Here is a 23219-nt window from a genome sequence, read left to right as displayed (position 1 = left end):
ACCGCGCAGGCAAGGCTCCAATGCCTCTGCGCGAGCAATTCGATAGGAGAGCAAAATGCGGCGGATAGTCGTAACCGGCATGGGCGCGGTCACGCCCCTGGCCGCGAATGTCGAAACATCGTGGTCACGCCTCCTGGCCTGCCGCTCGGGCATCCGCAGGCTTGCGGACGACGTGGTGGCGGATTTGCCCGCCAAGATCGGCGGCGTTGTTCCCTCCCTGGAGGACGACCCCGAAGCCGGCCTCGATGCAAATGCCTTCGTGGCTCCGAAGGATCAGCGGAGAATCGACCGCTTCATTCTCTTCGCGCTGGCTGCGGCGGAAGAGGCGCTCGCCCATGCAAGATGGAAGCCGGCTTCGGAACACGATCGGCGTCGCACCGCGACGATCATTGCGTCCGGTGTCGGCGGGTTCCCCGCCATAACCGAGGCTGTGCGGACCGTCGATCAGCGCGGCGTGCGGCGTCTTTCGCCGTTCACGGTGCCGTCTTTCCTGGTGAACCTCGCGGCGGGCCATATCTCGATCCGCTACGGCTTCAAGGGCCACATCGGCGCACCGGTCACGGCGTGCGCCGCCGGCATCCAGGCGATCGGCGATGCGGCACGTATCATCCGCGCCGATGAAGCCGACATTGYCGTGTGCGGCGGCACCGAAGCATGCATGAATACCGTCAGCCTGGGCGGCTTTGCCGCGGCGCGTTCGCTCTCAACCTCCTTCAATCACCGCCCCGACCAAGCCTCCCGTCCGTTCGACCTCTCGCGGGACGGCTTCGTCATGGGCGAAGGCGCCGGCATCCTGGTCATCGAGGAATTGAACCATGCGCTTCAGCGCGGTGCCAAACCGCTCGCCGAGGTCGTCGGCTACGGCACGACGGCGGATGCACATCATGTCACCTCCGGCCCCGAGGACGGAGACGGGGCGCGCCGCGCGATGGAGATCGCAATTGCCCAGGCCGGCATTTCCCCACGAGATATCCGCCATCTCAACGCGCACGCGACCTCCACTCAGGTGGGCGACCTGGGCGAAATCGAAGCGATCAAAAGCGTCTTCGGGGCGGACTTCTCGATCGCCGTCAGCGGAACCAAGTCGGCCACCGGACACCTGCTTGGGGCCGCCGGCGGGCTTGGCGCGATCTTCACGATCCTGGCGCTCAGGGATCAGGTGGCGCCGCCCACCCTCAATCTGAGCACCCCCGATCCGGCAGGCGAGGGGATCGACTTCGTGGCCAACAAGGCCAGGCCGATGGAGATGGACTACGCGATCTGCAACGGCTTCGGCTTTGGAGGCGTCAACGCCAGCGCGCTGTTCCGGCGCTGGGACGGACACGGCGCGAACGGTCGAGCCGGTCATGATTGACGCTTGTGCTCCAGCCCTTTCGGCTTCTCCCAATTCCAGTCCAACCCAAAGAAAGTGACCTCCATGAACAAGACCAGTCCTGGCGTCGCCATCGTCACAGGAGCATCCTCGGGTATCGGCTATGCAACGGCCAAGGCCCTGCAGAAGGCGGGCTTTCGCGTGTTCGGAACGAGCCGTCGCGCRGTCTCCAAGAAAACCGATGGCATCACCATGCTGACCTGCGACGTGACCGACGACGCGTCCGTGGCGAAGCTGGTCGACGAGGTGTTGGCCGATGCCGGGCGCATCGACCTGCTTGTCAACAATGCCGGCATGGGTCTGCTCGGTGGCGCGGAGGAGTCCTCGACCGCGCAGGCTCGGGCTCTGTTCGACGTGAACGTCTTCGGTGTCATCCGGATGATCAACGCGGTACTGCCGATCATGCGCCGCCAGGGAAAAGGCAGGATCGTCAACTTGAGCTCGGTGCAGGGGTTCATTCCCGCTCCCTATTTCGCGCTTTATTCGGCGACCAAACATGCCGTTGAAGGGTATTCGGAATCGCTCGACCACGAACTGCGACCGTTCGGAATTCGCGTCGCGCTGGTCGAGCCGGCCTATACCCRCACCTCATTCGAAGACAATCTCGCCAAGCCGGACCAGTTGCTCGATATCTATGATGCCGCGCGCGCCGGCATGACCATAGCCGTGCGGAAGGCGATGGAAAAAGGCGATACGCCCGACGTGGTGGCCAACACCGTTCTGGCGGCCGCCACCGATCCCAGCCCGAAGCGGCGCTACGCGGCGGGAAAGATGGCGCGCCAGGTCAGCTTCCTACGACGTTTCGTGCCCGCGTCCGCGTTCGACAAGAGCCTGCGAAAGCAGCTCGGCCTGCCGGTCTGACATTCGGGCCCGCGTGGCGTTCGCCGGTGATCGACCATGGCTTGCAAGCAAAGGACTCAAGGTCTCAGTATCACTCGGAAACTTTCGCCCTAGCTCCACGCACTGTTAACCGGTTTCGGCGGCGTCGCGCAGGCAAGTCTCGAGCGGTATGTCCGCGCCGAGGTCCTCGAGCACGTCATTCGCCCATGACAGCGGGCTCACGGCAAGGCGCACGCCGGACGGCAGCAAGATATCGTTCCGGGTCATCGCATTCCCTGCCTGACGATCGATTGAAGTTGGGATTTGCAGCAGCACGACGGCCTCCGCACACCCGATGGGGTTTTGAGAAGGTCGCCTAGGCAGAATTCCGGRCGATGAGCTTCCCCGGCAGCGTGACGGTCTCCGGGGGCAAATGTCCGGTTATCATGCCTATGATCACATCGATCATCTCGTCCCTGGGCTGTTCGTAGGTGGTCAGGCCATAAACGGATGCTCCACCAAGCTCGTAGTTGTCGAAACCGACGACGGCCATGTCCTGCGGCACGCGCAAGCCAAACTGGCCCCGGATTTCGTCGAGCGCGCCCATGGCCAGGATATCGTTCTCGCACATGAGAACGTCGACCCTATCCTTGGCGTCCGTATTCTGAAGGTAGTGGCGAACGGTTTCGGCCCCGGCCTGCGCGCTGTACCTTTCGGCCGATATCACCGCGATTTCGTCGACGCCCTTCTGCTTCCAGAAATCGATGAAATGAAGCTGACGCCTGAGCGCGGTGGAGAGAGCGGGAGCCCCAGCCATGAAGCCTGGGCGATGATATCCCCTTTCGAACAGGTGATCGACGATCTCCTTCAATGCCAGTTCGGCGTCGCAGACAACGGCCGGTACGCCGTCGATCTGGCTGTCCCGCGCCAGCACGAATGTCGGCGGCATGCTCCGACCCAATCGCCTGTCGTTCAGCGTTTCGCTGCGGAATGCCGTGCCGAACAGAACGACGGCATCCACCTGGCGCTGATCCGCGTTGAGCAGCGCCCGCACATGGTCGAAATGATTGTTGATGTTGATCAGCACGGCAACCAGTCCCTCGGCCTGGAGTCGGTCGGTCAAAGTCTCCAGGAAAGGCAACTTCTGCGGGTTGGCGAAATCGTCGACGAAGACCGCCACCTGGTTAGTGAGATTGGTGGCCAGGCTGCGGGCGAGCAGATTCGGTGAATAGTTGAGCGCGTTGGCGGCCTGGAGAACCTTGCGCTTGCTCTCCTCGGTAATTGATGCGCCCGGCGTGAATGCACGGATGACCGTCCACTTCGAGACGCCGGCCGCGTCCGCCACGTCTTTCGCCGTTGCCCGCCTTCTCATGCAACCTCCACAGAATGAAACGTCCATTCCATTTTCTGATTCTGTGAAATGAACGCTTGCTTTTAGCGCATCGAAAGCTATGATGCACCCGTTTGCACCCGGTAGCAAACACTTTGCACCCGGTAGCATTCGACTTTCTGCCGCCTCAGGAGGAGGCAGGCAGCGTTAGGAGGAGCAGATGAAATCCATACTGAAGAAACTTGCAGTCGGTGCCGTCATTCTCGGCGCAGCAGCCTCGGCGACCATCAGCGCGAAGGCTGAGGATATTTCCATCATTGCGGTCACGCATGGCCAGGCCTCCGATCCTTTCTGGTCCATCGTGAAGAACGGCATGATGCAGGCGGGAAAGGACAGCAATGTCAAAGTCGACTACCGCGCGCCTGAGACCTTCGACATGGTGRCGATGGGTCAGCTGATCGAAGCCGCCGCAAATCAAAAACCTGCCGGCATCGTGATCTCCGACCCCGATCCAGACGCCCTTGGCCCGGCAATCGAGAAAGCCGTCGCAGCGGGCATTCCGGTGATTTCGATGAACTCCGGCATCTCGGCGGCCGAGAAACTCGGCATCAAGCTGCATGTTGGACAGGACGAAGGTCCCGCCGGCATCAAGGTCGGCGAGAAGCTGAAATCACTCGGCCTCAAGCATGTGCTGTGCGTCAACCAGGAAGTGGGCAACGCCGCCCTCGATCAACGCTGCGCCGGCACCGAAAAAGGCTTCGAAGGCGGCAAGGTGACGGTGCTGCCGACAACGGCCGATCCCGCCGAAATCGAGTCCAAGATCCAGGCGGCGCTTACGTCCGATCCGTCGATCGATGTGGTGCTCGGTCTCTCGGCGCCGCTCGTCGGCGAGCGGGCCGTGGCGGTCGTCGAGAAGATGGGCGTGAGTGACAAGGTAAAGGTCGCTTCCTACGACCTGTCGGCCGGTTTCCTGAAAGCCGTGGCCGACGGCAAGGCTTTGTTCGCCGTCGACCAGCAGCCTTACCTGCAGGGCTATCTGCCGGTGACGTTCCTGGCGCTCTACGCCCGTTACGGAACCATCCCCGCGGGTAACGTGGCCTCCGGTCCGAGCTTTSTGGAGAAGGACACGGCCGCCTCGGTCATTGAGAAATCCTCCCAGGGCATCCGCTAGGGGAGCCCTACGGCCCCCGCTTTGGCGGGGGCCGCTCAACATGTCGCGCATGCCCGCAGCAGACGTCCTGCACGGGTTGGAGCTTGGATCAACATCGGGAGGAAAGAACAATGACCGCGACCACCACTCATTCCGATGAGCGGCTGAAGAAGGTTTCGACGATGACCGCGCTCCTGCGGCGTCCCGAACTCGGCGCCGTGGCAGGCCTGGTGCTCGTAACCATCTTTTTCTTCTTCACCGCAAATCCGGCGATGTTCACGCTGGCCGGGATAATGAATTTCATGGCGCCTGCCGCCCAGCTCGGCATTCTCGCCATCGGTGCCGCGCTGCTCATGATCGGCGGCGAATTCGATCTTTCGATCGGATCGATGGTGGCCTTTGCCGGCCTGGTCTTCGGCACCGCGCTCGTGGTCTGGCATGTACCGCTCAGCGTCGCCATCCTTGTCRCCGTCGCCTTCGCGGTCTTCATCGGCGTCACCAACGCGCAGATCACGATGCGCACCGGGCTGCCCTCCTTCATCGTCACGCTCGCCTTTCTTTTCATCCTTCGCGGGCTGACGCTTGTCGGCCTGAAATGGGCGAGYGGCGGCTCAACCCAGCTTCGCGGCATGAAGGAGGCTGTTGCCGGCAGTCCGCTTGCGCCGTTCTTCTCAGGCGACGCCTTTTCCGGCTTGTTCTCATGGCTGGCCGAGAAAGGCGTCATCGAGGCGTTCCCCAGCGGCGCACCGAAGGTGCCGGGCATTCCCGTCGAGATCCTGTGGTTCATAGCTATCGCCCTACTCGCGACATGGGTCCTGTTGCGGACGCGCTTCGGCAACTGGATCTTCGCCGCCGGCGGCGATCYGCGTGCTGCCCGCAAATCCGCGGTGCCCGTCGCAAGGGTCAAGACGACGCTCTTCGTCGTCACCGCGCTGTGCGCCACGCTTGTTGCCATTCTCACCGTTCTGGACGCCGGCTCGACCGATGCCCGGCGCGGCTTCCAAAAGGAATTCGAGGCGATCATCGCYGCCGTCATCGGCGGATGCCTGCTGACCGGCGGCTATGGCTCGGCAATCGGCGCCTTCTTCGGATCGATCGTCTTCGGCATGGTTCTGATCGGCCTGACCTACACCTCGATCGACCAGGATTGGTACCTCGTCTTTCTGGGCGGCATGCTGCTGATCGCGGTGATCTTCAACAACGTCATTCGCAAGCGCGTCACGGGAGAACGCTGATGGGCACGCCGCAAACGCCCCTCATCGAGGTCAAGGACATCGTCAAGCATTTCGGCTCGGTCATTGCGCTCAACGGCGTGTCGATGAGCGTGAACGCGCACGAGGTGCTCTGCCTGCTCGGCGACAATGGTGCAGGCAAGTCGACGCTGATCAACACCGTGGCCGGCGTGCACAAGCCGACCTCTGGAGAATTCCTGGTCGAGGGTCAGCCCCGGCTGTTTACGGGACCGCGCGATGCCCTCGATGCCGGCATCGCTACCGTCTACCAGGACCTCGCCATGATCCCTTTGATGTCRGTGACCCGCAACTTCTTCATGGGTCGTGAGCCCGTGATCGGTTTCGGTCCCTTCAGGCGCATGGACATGGAGCACGCCGACAACGTCACGCGTGACGAGATGCACAGGATCGGCATCGACGTGCGCGATCCTCAGCAGGCCGTTGGAACGCTCTCGGGCGGCGAGCGCCAGTGCGTTGCGATCGCCCGGGCGGTCTATTTCGGCGCCAAGGTTCTCATCCTCGATGAGCCGACATCCGCTCTCGGCGTCGCCCAGACCTCCATGGTGCTGAAGTACATCGGCCAGGTCCGCAACAAGGGTCTCGGCGTGATCTTCATCACGCACAACGTCCGTCACGCCTATGCCGTCGGCGACCRCTTCACGGTGCTCAACCGCGGCAAGACGCTCGGCACCTACACGAAAGATCAGATCGGCATCGACGAGCTTCAGAACCTGATGGCAGGCGGCAAGGAGTTGCAGTCCCTCTCGGAAGAACTCGGCGGAACGATCTGATCGAGACCTGTTCACATGCATGTCGGTGCGGCGCGATGGCGCCGCACTACCCATCGTCATACCCATAATACGAGAACCGCCAATGAGTGCACCCGCGACTTCTCCCTTCCCGCTCGCAGCCTGTGCCGAGATGCTCTGGCGTGACAAGCCGATCGAATGGCGTGCCTCACGCCTCAAGGAGATGGGCTTCGGCGTCGGCCTCTGGAACTGGCCGGAGCACGATCTCGCCAAGCTGGAAGCGACCGGCGCGACCTTCACCATCATGAACGGCTACCTCACCGGTCGCCTGACCGACGACGAAGGCGCGGCCGAATTGGTCAGAACGGCGCGCGATACGGCACAGGTCGGCAAGCGGCTGGGCGTGCAACGCCTCAACCTGCACGGCACGGGGCTTGGGGACAGAGGCCTCCCTGTGCAACCCATCGAAGTCGCTACCGGCGCAATGTGGCTGAAGGCGCGCGATACCCTTTGCCGCATCGTCGATCTGGCCGAACAGGAAGGTGTCACCTTCACGCTCGAAAATCTCAATCTGCCGGTCGACCACCCGGGCGTGCCCTTTGGCCGCGCGGAGGACACGCTGGCCCTGGTTTCGAGCATCGACCATCCGCGGCTGCGTCTCAACCTCGATCTCTACCATGCCCAGATCGGCGAAGGGAATCTAATCGAGCTCTGCCGAAAGTGCCTGCCCTGGATCGGGGAGGTCCAGGTGGCGGATGTTCCGGGCCGCTGCGAGCCGGGCACTGGCGAGGTCAACTGGCATGGCATCGCCAAAGCCCTGAAGGCCATGGGCTACTCCGGCCCGGTCGGCATGGAGGCCTGGGCCGCCGGCGAGCCAGAAGCCGCGCTCGATGCCTTTCGCCAAGCCTTCACGATCTGATCTCCGTTCCAACCCCATAGGATCGCATCAATGCCCAAGAGCAAACCCGTCAATGTCGGCCTTATCGGCGCCGGCCGCATCGGCTCTTTCCACGGCGAGACCATTGCGCGCCGACTGGTCGACGCCGACCTCGTTGCCATCGCAGACCCCGCGCCAAACGCTGCAGCCAACCTCGCCGACAAGCTCGGTATCGAAAGCGCCTACACGGAAGCGGCGGACCTGCTCGCCCATCCTGGACTCGAAGCGGTGATCATCGCCACTCCGGCGCGGTTTCATACGGACGTACTCGTGCAGGCCGCCGAAGCAGGCAAGGCGATCTTCTGCGAGAAGCCAATGGCGTTGACTTTGGAGGATGCCGACCGGGCAATCGCGGCAGCGCGCGCGGCCGGCGTTCCGCTTCAGGTCGGCTTCAACCGGCGCTGGGACCAGGCCTTCGCGGAGGGGCGTGCCGCGATCGACGCGGGGAAAGTCGGAAGGCCTCAGCTCGTCCGCTCTCTCACGCGCGATCCCGGTCCCTTCGGCGCCGATCCGGCACGTATCCCGCTATGGACCATCTTCTACGAGACACTCATCCATGACTTCGACACGCTGCTGTGGCTCAATCCGGGCGCTCGGCCCGTTGAAGCCTATGCCGTGGCCGATGCTCTGGTGCGACCGGATTTCAGGGAGAAAGGCTTCCTCGACACCGCCGTGGTCACCATCCGGTTCGACAACGGGTCCGTTGCCGTCGCGGAGGCAAATTTCTCGGCACTCTACGGCTACGATATCCGTGGCGAGGTGTTCGGCTCGAGCGGCATGGTGACCATGGGCGACGTTCGCCGCTCCTCCATGACGCTGTTCGACAAGGACGGTGTGTCCAACGATACCTGGCGCCGCGACACCGACCATTTCATTCACGGCTATACAGCCCAGCTCGCCTCGTTCGTTCGAGCCGTCCGTAGCGGGAAAGTCGAAGGGCCGACGGGCGAGGATGCACGCGATGCCCTCACTATTGCGCTCGCCTGCATCGAGTCCGTCTCGAGGAAGCAGGCCGTTCCGCTGCGATAGAAACGCGAGAGGCTTCTGGACGTCCAGGGAGAGCGATCATGCGTGAGGCCATCAAGCGACCGAACGACCTCAGCGAACTCAAAGGCATGATCGCCTCACGGACGATCACACTTCCGGAGCAGCAGGAACAAGTTGCCCGGATGGCGCTGGCGAAGCCAGAGGTGATAGCGTTTGGTACCGTCGGCTCGATTGCCGCCAAATGCTCGGTCTCTGCATCGACGGTCGTGCGCGCCGCAACAGGCCTCGGCTTCACCGATTTTCGGGACTTCAGAGGGTTCTTTCGGCTGCACCTACGGAAGGCGACTGGCTTGAAAGCCGATTAGGTCGGGCTGCCGGTCTGACATCCAAGCCAGCGCGGCGAGTTCGGTTCCGGCGGCGTGCCCGATTGCGCGGACGCAGATTTTTAGAGGCCGCAATTATAGCGAGTATGCACGAGAATCTGCGAGTGTGCCGGTTCGGCCGTAACCCCGTTGAGATCGTCCTTTATCCATCTCGCGGCAGCGGCCACTTCACCGACAAAGTCGTGCGAGATGACATAGTCCATGATGCCGGTCTCGAGCAGGTTGCGGGAATGGTTTGTAAGCTCATGACCGACAAAGACCGTCTCGTGGGCTTTGCCTGCGTTGTCCAGGGCCTTGGCGACGCCGCGATTGGCGCCGGCGACATTGTAGATGGCGGCAGGATGACCGTTTGCCTCGAAGTAGCGTGTTAGTTGCTCACAAGTGCTCTCCAGTCGCCAAGCGACTACAAACCCCAAGCAATCTGACGGTTCAGATGGCGATACTCGTTGATTGYTGGTCCATCTGCGCCAACTGTGCCTGCCAGATGCGGCCCCATATCAGCCTTCGTCTCTGCGGGCCCATCTCCGTAGCCAACTGTTTGGAAAAGCGATGCGGGTTGATGGTCAGAATCAGAGGCCGAGGAGGGCGGTCTGATCGGGCCAGGCGAGGGGAGGCCGGATGGGCGCGACAGCCTGTGGGCCGTGAGTTCGATCGGCTGGTTGTCGGCGACAATTCTGGACACGATCTTCGGCGATAGAAACGCCAGCGGCAGGAGCCTGCTGACCTCAGAGACTGTGGTCGCGTTCAAACTGGCGATCTCTGTCAGCCTTCGGCCAACGCCGGCGAGCCGAACGTCCACGCGCCGAGCTTAACCTTTTCGAACTCCTCCTGTGTCATCACACCCAAGCGCTGAACGGTTGCGCCCACTGTGCCGCCGCTACTTATCGCCAACCGTGCAATGCGCGCGGCCTCTTCATAGCCCAGCAGCGGCACGAGTGCTGTGGTAAGGACCAGGCTGTTGTCGACAAGTGCATTGCAGCGCTGGACATTGACCTCGATGCCCTCCACACAGCGCTCCGTCAGCACGGTGATGGATCGCGTGAGCATCCGCAGAGACTGCAGCACATTGAACAGCATGACCGGCTCCATCGCATTAAGCTGGAGCTGACCCGCCTCCGCTGCAAAGGTCACTGTCAGATCGTTTCCAATTACCTGAAAGGCGACTTGGTTGACCACCTCAGGAATGACCGGGTTAACCTTGCCCGGCATGATGGACGATCCTGGCTGAACAGCGGGCAATCTGATTTCGCCGAAACCAGCGCGGGGGCCACTGCTGAGCAGCCGAAGGTCGTTGCAAATTTTCGACAGCTTCACGGCGATGCGCTTCAGTACTCCCGAGAACGTGACAAACGCGCCCACATCCGACGTGGCTTCCACGAGATTCTTTGCCGCGATGAGGCGAAAACCRCTGATTTCAGAAAGGCGTGACACCGCGATCTCAGCATAACCRGAGGGGGCATTTATTCCGGTACCTATGGCGGTGCCGCCAAGGTTCACTTCCTTGAGCAATTCGCTCAATTGGCCGACACGCTCAATGTCCTCTTCGACCGTTGCTGCGAATCCAGCGAACTCCATACCGAGCGTCATCGGAACGGCATCCTGAAGCTGGGTTCTGCCAACTTTGAGGATCGTCGCGAATTCTTGCGCCTTGTTCTCGAACGCAGAACGAAGGCGGCCTTGAGCATGGATAAGCGGCGCGCATTGGCTCAGCACCGCGAGCCGCATTGCGGTCGGATACACATCGTTGGTCGACTGCGAGAGGTTAACATGATCGTTGGGATGAAGGTGGCGATAGTCTCCGCAGGAGTGGCCCAAAAGCCTCAAGGCTAAATTGGCAATCACCTCGTTTGCATTCATATTGGTTGAAGTGCCGGCCCCGCCCTGGATCATGTCGACGACGAATGATTCGTGATGACGGCCCGCCATGATCTCGTCGCACGCTGCGACGATCGCTCCGGTACGCTCCCTGTCGAGCACGCCAAGATCGCCGTTGGCCAGCGCGCACGCCTTCTTCGCCATGGCAAGCGCTATCACCAACTCCGGGAAATGACCAAGCTGCACGCCCGTGATCGGAAAATTATCGAGCGCGCGAGCAGTCTGGATCCCATAGAGCACATCGGCGGGTAAGCTCATCTCGCCCAGAAAGTCGTGCTCTGTTCGCTGCTGTTCTCTCATTGTCTGGCCCTAAGCATGGGCCGTTGTTGCGAGGTAGCTTTTGCAGATACGCTCCGAGACGATCGACCAGATCACAGACGTTCCCTTGGCGATAATCCAGCTATCGCCTGGTCCGTATGAAACGGTGAGGCCGGTGGCTTCGTCCGTCAGTTCCACGTTGCCCGAAAGTAGCGTGGCGTGCTCGTGAAAAGGATAGACTACGCGATACTTGCCGCGCGTGGCGGCATAGACTCCGCCGAACACTGCGCCGGCTGGCTCACCCAAGTCGAAGCGTCCGGCGATGCGAACCTCGCCCTCCAGCGTAACAGCGCCGACATCTTCGGGAATTCCCCAATCATCAAGGCCTGTTTGCTGGGCGGAAAGAATGAAAGCTCTCATTGGAGGTTTTCTGCCTTCTATTCTGCAGCTAGCGCCGCGACCTCCCGCCGGAACGGCAGAGCGTCGCCGATATCCGGCATGTCCAGCTCGCGCGCATAGCGATGCCCCGCATACGTCGCCCAGGCGATTGGTCCGGGTGCCTCCGCATCGCCGATCACCTTGATCGAGCGGATACCGTTGTCAGCCCATTCATCATGCCTGGACTTCAGGTTCCGCCAGAGGTCGTCGTTCTGGCTGCGCGATGTCACCAGCACCACTGCGTCGGCGGCCAACTCGTGCCGGGCTCCCGTATAGGTGCAGGCTGTCACGACGCTTCCGGCAGCGACACTCGCGACGGTACGGTTCAGCACGATCTCAACGCCGAGTTCAGCGAGCCGGCGATGGATGGCGCCCTGTTCCAGCGTGTTGCGGGTCCAGTCCGACACATAGGCCGAGGGCRTCACCAGCGTCACCTTGGAACCCTGTCTTGCCATCAACTCGGCCAGCACGCCGCCCATGTAATAGTGATCGTCGTCAAACAGCACGACATTGCCGGAAGGCACTTTCCCGTCCATCAGATCGTCGGGCGTATAGATCGGCATCGAAGCGTCGATCGGTATCGGCACGACATGCGCACGCGCCACACCATCGCGGCGCCAGCTCGAGCCTGTGGCGATTGCTACGTTCTGGAAGCCGAAGGCGAGGATGTCGTCGGCCGAAAGCTCGCTGTCGAAATAGATCTCGACGTTCTGCATCTGGCCGAGCTGGTATTGGCGATAGTCGCGCACGCGGCCCCAGGCTGACAATCCCGGCAGAAGGCATTCGCGCGCCACCCGCCCGCCAAGCGCGGTGCCGGCTTCCGCCAGCGCGACGCGATAGCCGCGAAGTCCGAGCGCGCGGGCCGCCTCGAGACCAGCGGGRCCGGCGCCGACGATAAGCACGCTTTCGCTCTCGCCCTTGGCCTGCATCCGCTCGGGGTGCCAGCCCTTGCGCCATTCCTCCATGAAGGTCGGGTTCTGCGTGCAGCGCGAGATCGACATGGTCATGTCGCCGGTGATGCAGATGTTGCAGCCGATGCATTCGCGAATGTCTTCGATGCGGCCTTCTTCCACCTTTCTTGGCAGGAAGGGGTCGGCGATGGAAGGACGCGCGCAGCCGATGAAGTCGAGCGTGCCGGATTTGATCATCCTGACCATAACGTCCGGCGAGGTGAAACGGCCGACGCCGACAACGGGCTTGGACGTAAGCTTCTTGATGCCGGCAACAAGGCTCTCCTGGGCAGCCTCATCCTTGAAGCGCGAGGGTCCGGAACAGTCCTCCCAGGCACCGTGGGYGAGGTCCCAGAGGTCCGGCAGGTCGCCATGCATCTCGATCATGTCGCGAACTTCGGAATTGGCGAACCCGAGTTCGCCGATCATCTCGTCGAGCGAGATGCGCAGCGTCAGGCCGCAGGTATCGCCTATGGCATCCCGCCCTTCCTCTATCAGTTCGCGCATCAGCCGCGAGCGGTTTTCCAGCGAGCCGCCATATTCGTCGGTTCGCTGGTTGGTGGCGGTGGACAGGAAATGCTGGATGATGCCGAAACCGTGCGCGCCATAGAGGCACACTAGGTCGAAGCCTGCCTGCTTCGCGCGCTTGAATGCGTTGCGGTGCCAGCGGCGCAGGTCGCGGATATCCTGCTTGTCCATCGCTCGCGCCTGGACGGGATCGTTGGTGAAGGTGCGTATCGGCAGCGCGGTCGGCCCACGCGGCACCTCCCTGGTGTAGAGGTTGGGACCGTTGATGCCGGAATAGGCGAGCTGGATGCCCGCCAGTGCGCCGTGCTCGCGCATGGCCGCAGCCATCTTGGCAAGCGCGGGAATGTCCTGATCTTCCCACAGGCGCAGTTCGATGAATGGCGTGATCTCCGAGGTGTGGTGCATCTCGGTCTGCTCGGTGAAGATGACACCCCACCCACCTTCGGACTTGATGCGCCGCATCTCGGCCGCGGCCGAAGGATCGCGATAGCCGCCGCCATTGCAGTGTGGCACCTGGTAGAAGCGATTCTTCGCCATCACCGGCCCGATCTTCATCGGCTCGAACAGGATGTCGTAACGTGGGTCGCGCATTGAAATTGCTCTCCTACGGCAGCGACTGGCCTGGGGTCGTCGCGCGTCCCCAAAGGCCGCGAGGCCGGACAGCACTCTTAGAGCGCGCGCCGGCGCGGGAAACAAAAGTTTTCTTCTTCATCGATTAGGAGGGGCCTAATCGCATCTGGATGCTATCGGCTTAAGTTCCGACGAAGTCCGGCTGAGCCAAATGCGATTTCTGAATTGCCGTGCTTGGGTGCTAGATCTGGATTGAGTAAGCAGGTCAGGTTGGCGTGAACAGCATCGAAATCCTTGAAAGGCTCATCGCCTTTCCCACCGTGAGCAGAGATTCCAACCTCGAGCAGATTGGCTATGTGACCGCGTTGCTCGAAGCCCACGGCATCGGTGCGCAACTGATCCACAGCGCGGACGGTCACAAGGCGAACCTTTTCGCCACGATAGGGCCGTCCGGCGTGCCGGGCGTCATGCTCTCGGGCCATACGGACGTTGTTCCGGTTGATGGCCAGAACTGGACATTGCCGCCGTTTGCGATGACCGAGCGCGACGGCAAGCTTTACGGGCGCGGGGCGGCCGACATGAAGGGCTTCATGGCCTGCGCGCTGGCGGCGTGCCTCAAGGCCTCGAAGATGGCGCTTCGGACGCCCTTGCATCTGGCTCTGTCCTACGACGAGGAAGTCGGCTGTCTGGGGGTGYGCGACCTGATCGAGATGCTGAGGGCCGCGCCGCAACGCCCACTGCTGTGCATCGTCGGAGAGCCGACCAACATGCAGGTGGCGACGGGGCACAAGGGCAAGCTTGCGGCACGAGCGCTCTGCAAGGGACGGGAAGRCCATTCGGCCCTGGCCCCGCTTGCCCTAAACGCCATCCATCTCGGGTGCGATTTCGTACGGGCCGTGCGCGACGAACAGGACCGGCTTGCCCGCGAAGGTGCTCACGACGGTGATTACGACATTCCCTACACGACGGTGCATGTCGGAATGTTCAATGCCGGCGTGGCGCTCAACATCGTGCCCAACCTTTGCCAGGTCGATTTCGAGATCCGCAACGTTGCCGCCGACGATGCTGCAGGCATTCTCGATAGGCTTCGCGGTGCCGCGGCGCGGATTGCTGCCGACGCGGCTTCGATCGCTTATGAAGCCGCAATCGACATCGAGATCACCAATACCTATCCAGGACTCGATACGCACGCCACTTCCGAAGCGGTGGCTTTCGTCAAATCGCTGACCGGCGCCAACAACACTGTGAAAGTCGCCTTCGGCACGGAGGGCGGATTGTTCAGCCGCGATCTCGGCACGCCGGCGGTGGTCTGCGGACCGGGTTCGATGGCACAGGGGCACAAGCCGGACGAATATATCAGCGTCGAACAACTGGGGCGCTGCGACGAGATGCTGGCGAAACTGCTGGAGAGGCTCGCCGCCGGCATAGCTTGAGCTGGAGGGGCGGCTTACTTGACGACGCGTTCGGTGCCGAACACGCCCTGTTCAACCACGAAGCGTTTACAATGGTCGATGAAGGCCTGGACCGTTTGCGTGCGATGCGCCGCATTGGGYAGCATCACCCCCATGGTGAGCGGCCGGATGTCGCCCTTGAGCGAGACGAAGACCAATGGCTTGCCGTCCGGGGACATGGCGTGAAGCGGCCGCATGTTGGCGATGCCGTAGCCGTAGCCGTTGGCAACCATCGAACGCATTACAGCAATGTCAGCCGTGCGTTCGGCTACATTGGGGCGGAGCCCCTTCTGCTGGAAGGCGGAGAGGAAGTATTCCCGGCTGAACGGCAGGTCGAGAAGCACCATCGGCTCGTCTACCAGTTCATCCGGGGTGATGGATGTCTTGGCCGCAAGACGGTGTCCGGCCGGCAGCATGACATAGGCCGGTAATTCCATCAGCGGTTCGAACGTCATGTCCTGCGACAGCTCGAGGTCGTAGGTAAGAGCGGCGTCGATCTCGCCGCTCTGCAGCATCTCCAGCAACTGTCCCTGGTTGCGCTCGAACTGTCTGACGCGCACCTCCGGATAGGCGCGTTCGAACTTCATGCGCAAGGCCGGCAACACGATCTGCGCGAAGGTCATCAGGCAGCCGACAGCCAGCGGGCCGCGCACCTTTTCGGCAATGTCGCCGGCAATATCGTGCAGCRCATCCGCATCGGCAAGCAGACGCGCGGCCTCCTTCAGGAACATGCGACCGCCAGTCGTCAGCGACAGGCCGTGCGAGTGCTTGCGCACGAAAAGCTGGACGCCGAACTCGATTTCGAGCTGCGCGATGGAAGCTGAGATGGAGGGTGGCGAAACGTTGACCTGCTCGGCTGCTTTGGCAATGGATCCGGCCTCGCCCACGGCGACGAAATATTCAAGCTGTCTGAGCGTGAAGCGAAGCGGCATGGGCGGCTATTTTGCCGGTTCGGAGGGCGCGATCAAGCTGCGGCGGTTTCTCAATATTTGATCCAGGTTGTCTTGAGCGCCGTGTACTTGTTAAAGGAATGAAGCGACAGGTCGCGGCCAAAACCGGATTGCTTGAAGCCGCCAAACGGCGTCATCGGGCTCAGCGCGTCCACCGTGTTGACAGACACGGTCCCCGCCCGGAGCCGCCCCGCAATTCGGTGCGCACGCGAAAGACTGTCCGTCCATAACGATGCAGCCAGTCCATAGATGCTGTCATTGGCGATGCGAACGGCCTCGTCCTCTTCGTCGAAGGTGACGACCGACAGAACGGGCCCGAAAATCTCGTCGCGGGCGAGAGGGTCATCCGGCGATACTCCATCGAAAATGGTCGGCTGTACGAAGCTGCCGCGGCCATTGACAGTGACCTGCTCACCTCCAGCCACCAGTTGGGCAGTTTTTCTGCCGGCCTCGATGAAGCGCATAACATTCGTCGTGTGGTTGGCATCCACCATCGCGCCCATTCTCGAGGCCGGATCGAGTGGGTCGCCGGGCTGCATTTCAGCGGCGCGCTGCGCCAACTTTTCAACCAGCGCATCCTTTATCTCGCGCTGCACAAGCAGCCGCGAATTCGCCGAACAGACCTGGCCCTGATTGAAGAAAATGCCGAAGGCGGCCATGTCGGCAGCCGCGTCGAGATCGCGGCAGTCGGCAAAGACCAGATTGGGGCTCTTGCCGCCGGTTTCGAGCCAGACCTGCTTCATGTTCGACTGGCCGGCATACTGCATGAACATCTTGCCAACTGGCGTGGATCCCGTGAAGGCGAGGCAGTCCACATCCATATGGCGGCCAAGCGCTTGCCCTGCGGTCTCACCGAGACCCGGCACGACGTTGAGAACACCAGCGGGCAGGCCAGCCTCCATAGCCAGCTCCGCCAGCCGAAGCGCGGAGAAAGGCGATTGTTCGGCTGGCTTCAGCACCACGGAATTGCCTGCGGCCAGCGCCGGTGCACATTTCCACGTCGCCATATCGAGCGGGAAATTCCACGGCACGACAGCTCCGATCACGCCGAGCGGCTCGCGCCGGACCAGGACGAGATCGCCCACGCCAGCCGGCGCCACCTCATCGTAAATCTTGTCGATCGCCTCGGCATACCATTGGAAAATGGTCGCCGAGCCTGGCACGTCGATGGTCGCCGCGTCATTGACCAGCTTGCCCATGTCGAGCGATTCCAGGAGGGCAAGCTCGTGCAGGTTCTCGCGCAGCAATTGCGCCAGGCGCAGCAGCACCTCCTTGCGCTTTGCCGGAGCGACGCGCGACCAGACCCCTGATTCAAAGCTGCGCCGCGCGGCGGCGACGGCGAGATCAATGTCCTCCTGGCCGCAGGAGGCGACCTCGGCCAGTGTCTCGCCGGTTGCCGGGTTGACGCTGGCGAAGGTCCGGCCGGAGCGGGCAGCGACCCAATTGCCATCGATGAAGGCCTTGTTCCGGAAGCGGATGGCCGTCGCCTTCTCGATCCAGTCCTTGTGCCCGAGTTCACCCATGTGAGGCTCTCTGCTTGCTGGCTATTCGTCGCCCGGTACGCCATAGCTCGGCGCATCGGAAGGGTTGATGGCGCGGGTCACATAGGCATCGAGCTGAGGCTTGTAGATGTCCCACAGCTTCGCCAGTTCTTCGATCGGACAGCCCTCCGTCCAGTCACAACGCAGGTCGGCTACCGGCCATGATACCTCGCGAACCAGCCTCATGCCGGCGGAGCGCACAGGGCCCGCCTCTCCGCCGGCTTTGAGCGCGGCCTGCATCGTGGCGATGAGCCGGTCGCCGAGCTCGCCTTGGGAGGCAAGGAAGGTGTCCACCATGGCCTGCGGCACGCGATCGTTGGCCAGCAGGTTGCCACCGCAGGCGACGTTCTCCGCGTGCGCTTCAGCCCAGATGCCGAGCGCCTTGGGGCCCGAATGGATGGCGCTGCCGCCGGCGGCGTCGACGGCCAGCACCTGCCGATACTCGGCGTGCGCGCCGGTGCGCTTCAGGATTGCAACCGCTTCCGAGGCCGAGGCACCGCGTGCCATAAGCTCCAGCCCGCGTGTGCCGAGCGTAGGGTCCGTGACATTCTGGCTGGCGACCGCGCCGACACCGGCTTGCGCATAGGCGCAGCGCGCGGCGACGGCCGGCGAGGACGACGAGACGGCCACGCCGAACATTCCGGTGCGGCTGCAGCGCGCGACGATGGAGAAGGTCATGGCTGAACGCTCCGCCGCTCAGTCGGGGATGACAGCGGTRCCGTCGATCTCGACCAGCCACTCTGGTCGGGCAAGCGCCGTCACCACCAAACCTGTCGAAACCGGAAATACGCCTTTGATGTATTCTCCCATCGTCCGGTAGACGGCTTCGCGGTGACGGACGTCGGTGATGTAGACGACCACCTTGACCAGATGCTCCATGCTGCCGCCGCACTCCTCAAGGAGCTGCTTGATGTTCTGCATGACCTTGTGAGTCTGTTCGGCCGGATCGTGGCTGTCGATGTTCTTTGCAGTGTCGAGATCCTGGGGGCATTGGCCGCGCAGGTAGACTGTCCTGCCGCCGCGCGTGACAACCGCCTGGCACAGATCATTGTCCAGCTTCTGCTCTGGGTAAGTTTCCTTCGTGTTGAACTTGCGGATTCGGGTATGTGCCATGCAGGTCTCCATGGGGGCAGGGTCGTCGGGACCCGTATGTCTCGGCCGAATATTCCCGGCGCGGGCCGGCTTTCAAAGAACAGTCTTTCTCATCCCTGCTAAGGACGCTCCTAATCACGGATGGAAGATCGTCCGCGGCCTCGGACGCCTCTATGCGTCCTCGGTCTCGCGTTGCGCGGCCGCATGGTATTCGAGATACCGGCGCTGCGTGGAGATACGGTCCGCCACGTGCTTGGCGTCGTGCCATACCCCCCAGATGAAGCTGGAACCGCGGCGCGACTGCCATGGCAAACCGAGGAAATAGATCCCCGGTTCGGCCGATACGCCGCGCTGATGCTTCGGCCGGCCCTTTTCATCGAAAGTGTCGACCTTCAGCCAGCTATAGTCGACGGAGTAGCCCGTCGCCCAGATGATGGATGTGACACCGGCTTTCRCCAGGTCGAGTTCCAGAATGGGATTGCTCACGCATGCCGRGTCCGGGTCGAGCTTTCGAGCGTCGGGCTCCTCCGGAAGGTCGAGCCCGTTGCGGGCGACATAGGCGTCGGYCTCGTCGAGCAGCGCCATCAAGCTGGCGTCGCCGCGCGCGATGTTTTGAGCAAGATCGCGAGCGAAAGTGATGACACCGTCCCGGTAGGATGCAGTTAGGCYGACGAGCGTCATTCCCTGCGCGGCAAGACGGCGGAAATCGATCGTCTCGCCGCCGCGAGCCCCGCTGACCGCGATGGTTACATGCTCCGTGCCAGGGCCCGGCGTTTCGAGGTCCCACTTGCCGAGCACCCCCAGCCACCAGCAGAAGTCACGGCCGCGATAGGAACGAGGAGGGCGGTCGTGCGGCCCGACCGACAGATAGACACGCTTGCCTGTGCGCGCGAGCTCGTCGGCGATCTGGACACCCGAGGAGCCRGCACCGACCACCAGAACCGCACCGCGGGGCAACTGGCCCGGATTGCGATAGGAGTTGGAATGGATCTGCACAAGTCCGGCATCCGCTGGAACAACCCTCGGCATGACGGGGCATTGAAACGGTCCGGTGGCGGCGACGACGCTCTTGGCCTCGATCACGCCTTGTGAGGTTTCGACACGGAAGCCGAGCCGGCCTAGATTCCTTCGCACCTCCTTCACCTCCACCCCACAGCGGATGGGAGCGGCGATCATCTTGGCATAGGCGACGAAATAGTCCGCGACCTGTTCCTTGCCGATAAAGGTGTCGGGATCGGCATCGGGAAATTCCATACCCGGGAAGCGGTCGTGCCAGGCTGGTCCGTTGGCGACGAGGGAGTCCCATCTTTCGGATCGCCAGCGCTCGGCGATGCGGCCGCGCTCGAGGACGAGATGAGGCACACCGCATTTGCCGAGATGCTCRCTCATGGCGATCCCCGCCTGGCCGCCACCAACAACAAGCGTATCCACTTTTTCAACCGACATTCTCACGCCCTTTAGCTGGCCGCCGGTGTCTCTGCGGACTGCCGTGGCGGTTTGATCTACGATCTACTGGAGGCTTGAGGTCGCGAACATTATGATTTCATGTGGCAGTGATTAGCTTGTCCCTAAACGGACTGGCGGCACGAGAGGCCGGTAGGTGGCGCCGTGGCCCGCGCCAATACGAGCAAACGGAAGCGCCCGGCGCGGAGGCTGCCAGCGATCCTCGACGGCTGGGCCTTACCCTCGCCGACGCGAGCGACCACGCCTTAGGAAGAGCCTAAGCAGTCTGACGAAAAATCTTAATTTCTGCCTGGCGCGATGCGTGCTTTGGTCCGCCAAAGCTTAAACGACAACAAAGAACGTCGAGTGCACCGCGCCGGCTTTCCGGCGCGTCAGATGGTTAGTCGGGGCGAGCAAAAAGCCTGGCGCCTCACAATTGACAGGGGAACAAACATGAAGATTGCCACCGTGAAGATCAGAAAGGCTGCGTTGATCGCGAGCGTTGCTTTGAGCGCCRTTTTCGGAGTTGCCAGCGCCGAGGCTGGAAGCATGAAGCTGGGGATGACCACATGGGTTGGATACGGTCCGCTCTTCCTGGCGCGCGACATGGGCTACTTCAAGGAAAACGGCCTCGACATATCACTGGAAATTATCGAGGAGGCCTCGATGTACATGGCGGCCGCGGCGGCCGGCGAGTTGGACGGCAGCGCCTCTACCGTCGACGAAACCATGAAATACCGGTCCAAGGACTTCTGCTTCAAAGCCGTCTATGCGCTGGATGATAGCCACGGTGGAGACGGTATTCTGGCGCCGAAAGAAGCCAAGGGCCTTTCCGACCTGAAGGGCAAGGAAGTAGCGATTAACGAGGGCTCGACGTCTCAGTTCTGGTTCGACATCCTGCTCAAGCAAGCCGGCATGAACGAAGCCGACGTCAAGATCGTCAATATGACGGCGGACGATGCCGCTTCGGCCTTCATGGCTGACCGTATCCCGGTCGCGGTCACCTGGGAGCMCCATCTCAGCCTCGCAAAGAAGGCGAACAAGGGCCAGGTACTGATCGATTCCTCGAAGACGCCTGGCGTGATCGTCGATGTCGTGCAGCTGAGCTGCGATTACATCCAGAAGAATCCGAAGGACGTCGAGGCTCTGGTGAAGGGACTCTACAAGGCGAACGAATTTATCAAGCAAAACCCCGAGAAGGCCTATGAAGTCATGGCCAAGGGCGTCGGCGGTTACCTGTCGGATCCCAAGGATTTCGCGTCCTCGGCGGCTGGCGTGAATTACTACGGGAAGGAGCGTAACGCTCAGTTCCTTACCGGCGGCGATGACGGTGAAGTCGGCAAGCTCATCAAGTTAGGCAGCGAAATCTGGGGCGCCYAGGGCAAGCTCAAGATGGACATCAAGTACGACGACTTCGTCGATGCGTCCTTCCTAGGAAAATAGCGCGACAGGCGGTGGCGTTGAATTCGCCGCCGCCTTCCATGCGTTCCGGCGAACTAGGAACGGCTCCTTTCCAGCGCGCCATCGAGAGGCTGTCCAGGTCGTGACCGATCATTCACTAAAATCCATTTCGATACCCTTCCGAGCCATACCGCACTCGCTGAYGGTGATGCTGAGCATCGCCGTATGGGCGGTCGTCATCGTCAGCTGGTTCGCCCTKACCTATTCGGGCGCCGTCYGCGAAATGTTCCYGCCTCGCCCCGAAACCGTCTTGTCCACCACGCTCAAGATGGCGGTCGAGGGTTCGCTGTGGCAGCATGTCCTAGCGAGCGTGCAGGTGGTGCTGATAGGATTTGTCCTTTCAAGCATCGTAGCGGTGCCGCTCGGTCTGGCGATGGGTACCTATCGCTTTGTCCAGGCGATGCTCGATYCCTTGGTCAATTTCATCCGCTATCTGCCGGTCACCTCCTTCGTGCCGCTCTTCATCCTGTGGATTGGGATTGGCATCGAGCAACGCGTCGCCATCATCATATTCGGGACGTTCTTCCAGCAGCTGGTGATGATTGCCGACTGCGCCCGGGGCGTGCAGCGTGACCTTGTCAATGCGGCCTACACCCTCGGCACAAAGCGGAGTGACACGGTCTTCCATATCGTCTTTCCGGCCACGCTTCCCAATGTGCTTGATGTGCTGCGCGTCACCATGGGGTGGGCTTGGACCTATCTTGTCGTGGCCGAACTCGTCGCTGCACAWAGCGGGCTTGGCTACATTTCACTCAAGGCCATGCGTGGGTTCCAAGTCGACGTGATTTTCATGGCGATCGCGTTGATCGGGATCCTGGGCCTGATCACGGACCAGCTGTTCCGAGGCATCCGGCGCCTCGTCGCCCCTTGGGCGAACTGAGGATGACGCGATGGATGCGAGTGTTTTGTTGATGAAGCCCAAGAGCTCTGACATTGAAATCGCCGATGTGGTTCTTCGCTATGGGAGCGGCGCGAATGCGGTACTGGCGCTGAACGGCATTTCGTTCAGTGTCGAGCCGAACGAGTTCTGTGTCATCGTCGGCCCGTCAGGCTRCGGCAAGTCGAGCCTGCTTTATCTCATCGCCGGGCTCGAGGACCGCACCAGCGGCACGATCGCGGTTGGCCAAAAGCCGATCACCGAACCGGGTCCCGACCGGGGCATGGTGTTCCAGGCCTATACGCTGTTTCCATGGCTCACCGTTGCRCAGAATGTCGAGTACGGCCCGAAACGGAAGGGGATTGCCGCAGCGGAACGCAAGGACATTGTCAGCCACTACCTGTCGGAAGTCGGCCTGGCAAAGTTCGCTGATCACTATCCCTCCCAGTTGTCGGGAGGGATGAAGCAGCGCGTTGCAATCGCACGAGCGCTAGCCAACGATCCAGAAGTCCTGCTCATGGATGAGCCGTTCGGCGCGCTCGACAGCCAGACCCGTCACAGCATGCAAAAGCTGCTGTTGAGCGTTTGGGATCATTCAAAGAAGACGGTGTTGTTCGTAACGCACGACATCGACGAAGCGATCCTCCTTGCCGACCGGGTGCTCGTCATGTCCGGCCGGCCCGGCCAGATCAAGAAGGAGATCCTGGTCGGTTTTGATCGCCCACGCAGCATGGACCTGGTGATGGAGYCGAAATTCATCGCCATGAAGCGGGAAATCCTCGATCTGTTGAAGAGCGACGAGGACGACGAGCACTAGCCGCACGTC

General features: G+C 61.9%; 23 protein-coding genes. 12 read left to right on the top strand and 11 right to left on the bottom strand.

Translation table 11 applies throughout. From position 1 onward, the window contains the following. The first annotated feature begins 55 nt into the window (after positions 1–55). Positions 56–1354: a beta-ketoacyl-ACP synthase II gene (gene fabF, locus ORS3428_RS16915; protein ID WP_071099441.1), complete on the top strand. Its 1299-nt coding sequence runs from the start codon at positions 56–58 to the stop codon at positions 1352–1354. Positions 1355–1417: 63 nt separating this feature from the next. Beyond that, entirely contained in the window at positions 1418–2233 is an 816-nt protein-coding gene (locus ORS3428_RS16910; protein WP_071099440.1) for an oxidoreductase, read from the top strand. 105 nt (positions 2234–2338) lie between these two features. Here ORS3428_RS16910 and ORS3428_RS32510 read toward each other — a convergent pair whose 3' ends face one another. After that, on the bottom strand, positions 2339–2527 hold the full coding sequence (locus ORS3428_RS32510) for a hypothetical protein (protein ID WP_244507988.1): 189 nt from the start codon (positions 2525–2527) through the stop codon (positions 2339–2341). A 40-nt stretch (positions 2528–2567) separates the two neighbouring features. Then, positions 2568–3563 carry a LacI family DNA-binding transcriptional regulator gene (locus tag ORS3428_RS16905; RefSeq protein ID WP_071099439.1) on the bottom strand — a complete coding sequence of 332 codons (996 nt, stop codon included), beginning with the start codon at positions 3561–3563 and terminating at the stop codon, positions 2568–2570. Between the two features lie 178 nt (positions 3564–3741). Here ORS3428_RS16905 and ORS3428_RS16900 point away from each other — a divergent pair, with 178 nt between their 5' ends. From ORS3428_RS16900 to ORS3428_RS16875, 6 genes are all read left to right on the top strand, one after another. Continuing rightward, positions 3742–4692: a sugar ABC transporter substrate-binding protein gene (locus tag ORS3428_RS16900; protein WP_071099438.1), complete on the top strand. Its 951-nt coding sequence runs from the start codon at positions 3742–3744 to the stop codon at positions 4690–4692. A gap of 110 nt (positions 4693–4802) precedes the next feature. Next, complete coding sequence (locus tag ORS3428_RS16895) at positions 4803–5906, top strand: ABC transporter permease (RefSeq protein WP_071099437.1); 1104 nt, start codon at positions 4803–4805, stop codon at positions 5904–5906. Further along, the gene (locus ORS3428_RS16890; RefSeq protein ID WP_071099436.1) at positions 5906–6694 is read left to right on the top strand and encodes an ATP-binding cassette domain-containing protein; all 789 of its coding nucleotides are present in this window, start codon (positions 5906–5908) and stop codon (positions 6692–6694) included. Before ORS3428_RS16895 ends, ORS3428_RS16890 begins: the two co-directional genes overlap by 1 nt. Positions 6695–6776: 82 nt before the next feature. After that, complete coding sequence (locus ORS3428_RS16885) at positions 6777–7571, top strand: hydroxypyruvate isomerase family protein (protein WP_071099435.1); 795 nt, start codon at positions 6777–6779, stop codon at positions 7569–7571. Positions 7572–7601: 30 nt separating this feature from the next. After that, positions 7602–8618 (top strand): Gfo/Idh/MocA family oxidoreductase, encoded by a 1017-nt coding sequence (locus ORS3428_RS16880; protein WP_071099434.1) that lies wholly within the window; start codon positions 7602–7604, stop codon positions 8616–8618. A gap of 38 nt (positions 8619–8656) precedes the next feature. Further along, complete coding sequence (locus tag ORS3428_RS16875; protein WP_071099433.1) at positions 8657–8941, top strand: MurR/RpiR family transcriptional regulator; 285 nt, start codon at positions 8657–8659, stop codon at positions 8939–8941. An 80-nt stretch (positions 8942–9021) separates the two neighbouring features. Here ORS3428_RS16875 and ORS3428_RS31550 read toward each other — a convergent pair whose 3' ends face one another. From ORS3428_RS31550 to ORS3428_RS16855, 4 genes are all read right to left on the bottom strand, one after another. Continuing rightward, the gene (locus ORS3428_RS31550) at positions 9022–9375 is read right to left on the bottom strand and encodes a substrate-binding domain-containing protein (protein WP_244507987.1); all 354 of its coding nucleotides are present in this window, start codon (positions 9373–9375) and stop codon (positions 9022–9024) included. 346 nt (positions 9376–9721) lie between these two features. After that, entirely contained in the window at positions 9722–11134 is a 1413-nt protein-coding gene (locus tag ORS3428_RS16865) for an aspartate ammonia-lyase (RefSeq protein ID WP_071099431.1), read from the bottom strand. Between the two features lie 9 nt (positions 11135–11143). Continuing rightward, positions 11144–11512: a cupin domain-containing protein gene (locus tag ORS3428_RS16860; RefSeq protein ID WP_071099430.1), complete on the bottom strand. Its 369-nt coding sequence runs from the start codon at positions 11510–11512 to the stop codon at positions 11144–11146. Positions 11513–11529: 17 nt separating this feature from the next. Further along, on the bottom strand, positions 11530–13599 hold the full coding sequence (locus tag ORS3428_RS16855; protein ID WP_071099429.1) for an oxidoreductase: 2070 nt from the start codon (positions 13597–13599) through the stop codon (positions 11530–11532). A gap of 254 nt (positions 13600–13853) precedes the next feature. On the opposite strand from ORS3428_RS16855, the gene argE reads away from it, so the two are divergent. Next, on the top strand, positions 13854–15011 hold the full coding sequence (argE, locus tag ORS3428_RS16850; RefSeq protein ID WP_071099428.1) for an acetylornithine deacetylase: 1158 nt from the start codon (positions 13854–13856) through the stop codon (positions 15009–15011). A gap of 14 nt (positions 15012–15025) precedes the next feature. On the opposite strand, the gene ORS3428_RS16845 is transcribed toward argE, so the two are convergent. From ORS3428_RS16845 to ORS3428_RS16825, 5 genes are all read right to left on the bottom strand, one after another. Further along, a complete protein-coding gene (locus tag ORS3428_RS16845; protein ID WP_071099427.1) occupies positions 15026–15961 on the bottom strand; it encodes a LysR family transcriptional regulator in 936 nt (311 codons plus the stop codon). Between the two features lie 50 nt (positions 15962–16011). Next, a complete protein-coding gene (locus tag ORS3428_RS16840) occupies positions 16012–17502 on the bottom strand; it encodes an aldehyde dehydrogenase (protein ID WP_071099426.1) in 1491 nt (496 codons plus the stop codon). 21 nt (positions 17503–17523) lie between these two features. After that, the gene (locus tag ORS3428_RS16835) at positions 17524–18198 is read right to left on the bottom strand and encodes a DUF1028 domain-containing protein (RefSeq protein ID WP_071099425.1); all 675 of its coding nucleotides are present in this window, start codon (positions 18196–18198) and stop codon (positions 17524–17526) included. Between the two features lie 18 nt (positions 18199–18216). Then, positions 18217–18633 carry a RidA family protein gene (locus tag ORS3428_RS16830; RefSeq protein ID WP_071099494.1) on the bottom strand — a complete coding sequence of 139 codons (417 nt, stop codon included), beginning with the start codon at positions 18631–18633 and terminating at the stop codon, positions 18217–18219. A gap of 150 nt (positions 18634–18783) precedes the next feature. Further along, positions 18784–20058, bottom strand: coding sequence for a flavin-containing monooxygenase (locus ORS3428_RS16825; RefSeq protein ID WP_071099424.1), 1275 nt, complete (start codon positions 20056–20058; stop codon positions 18784–18786). 363 nt (positions 20059–20421) lie between these two features. Between ORS3428_RS16825 and ORS3428_RS16820 the strand changes: the two genes are divergently transcribed. From ORS3428_RS16820 to ORS3428_RS16810, 3 genes are all read left to right on the top strand, one after another. Then, positions 20422–21498: an ABC transporter substrate-binding protein gene (locus ORS3428_RS16820; RefSeq protein ID WP_244507986.1), complete on the top strand. Its 1077-nt coding sequence runs from the start codon at positions 20422–20424 to the stop codon at positions 21496–21498. A gap of 268 nt (positions 21499–21766) precedes the next feature. Next, complete coding sequence (locus ORS3428_RS16815; protein ID WP_244507984.1) at positions 21767–22396, top strand: ABC transporter permease; 630 nt, start codon at positions 21767–21769, stop codon at positions 22394–22396. Positions 22397–22406: 10 nt separating this feature from the next. Then, positions 22407–23210 carry an ABC transporter ATP-binding protein gene (locus tag ORS3428_RS16810; RefSeq protein WP_071099422.1) on the top strand — a complete coding sequence of 268 codons (804 nt, stop codon included), beginning with the start codon at positions 22407–22409 and terminating at the stop codon, positions 23208–23210. Positions 23211–23219 lie beyond the last annotated feature (9 nt).

It is taken from the genome of Mesorhizobium sp. ORS 3428, from assembly GCF_001854785.1.
Lineage (GTDB): Bacteria > Pseudomonadota > Alphaproteobacteria > Rhizobiales > Rhizobiaceae > Mesorhizobium.
This window is presented reverse-complemented; position numbering and strand designations above follow the sequence as displayed.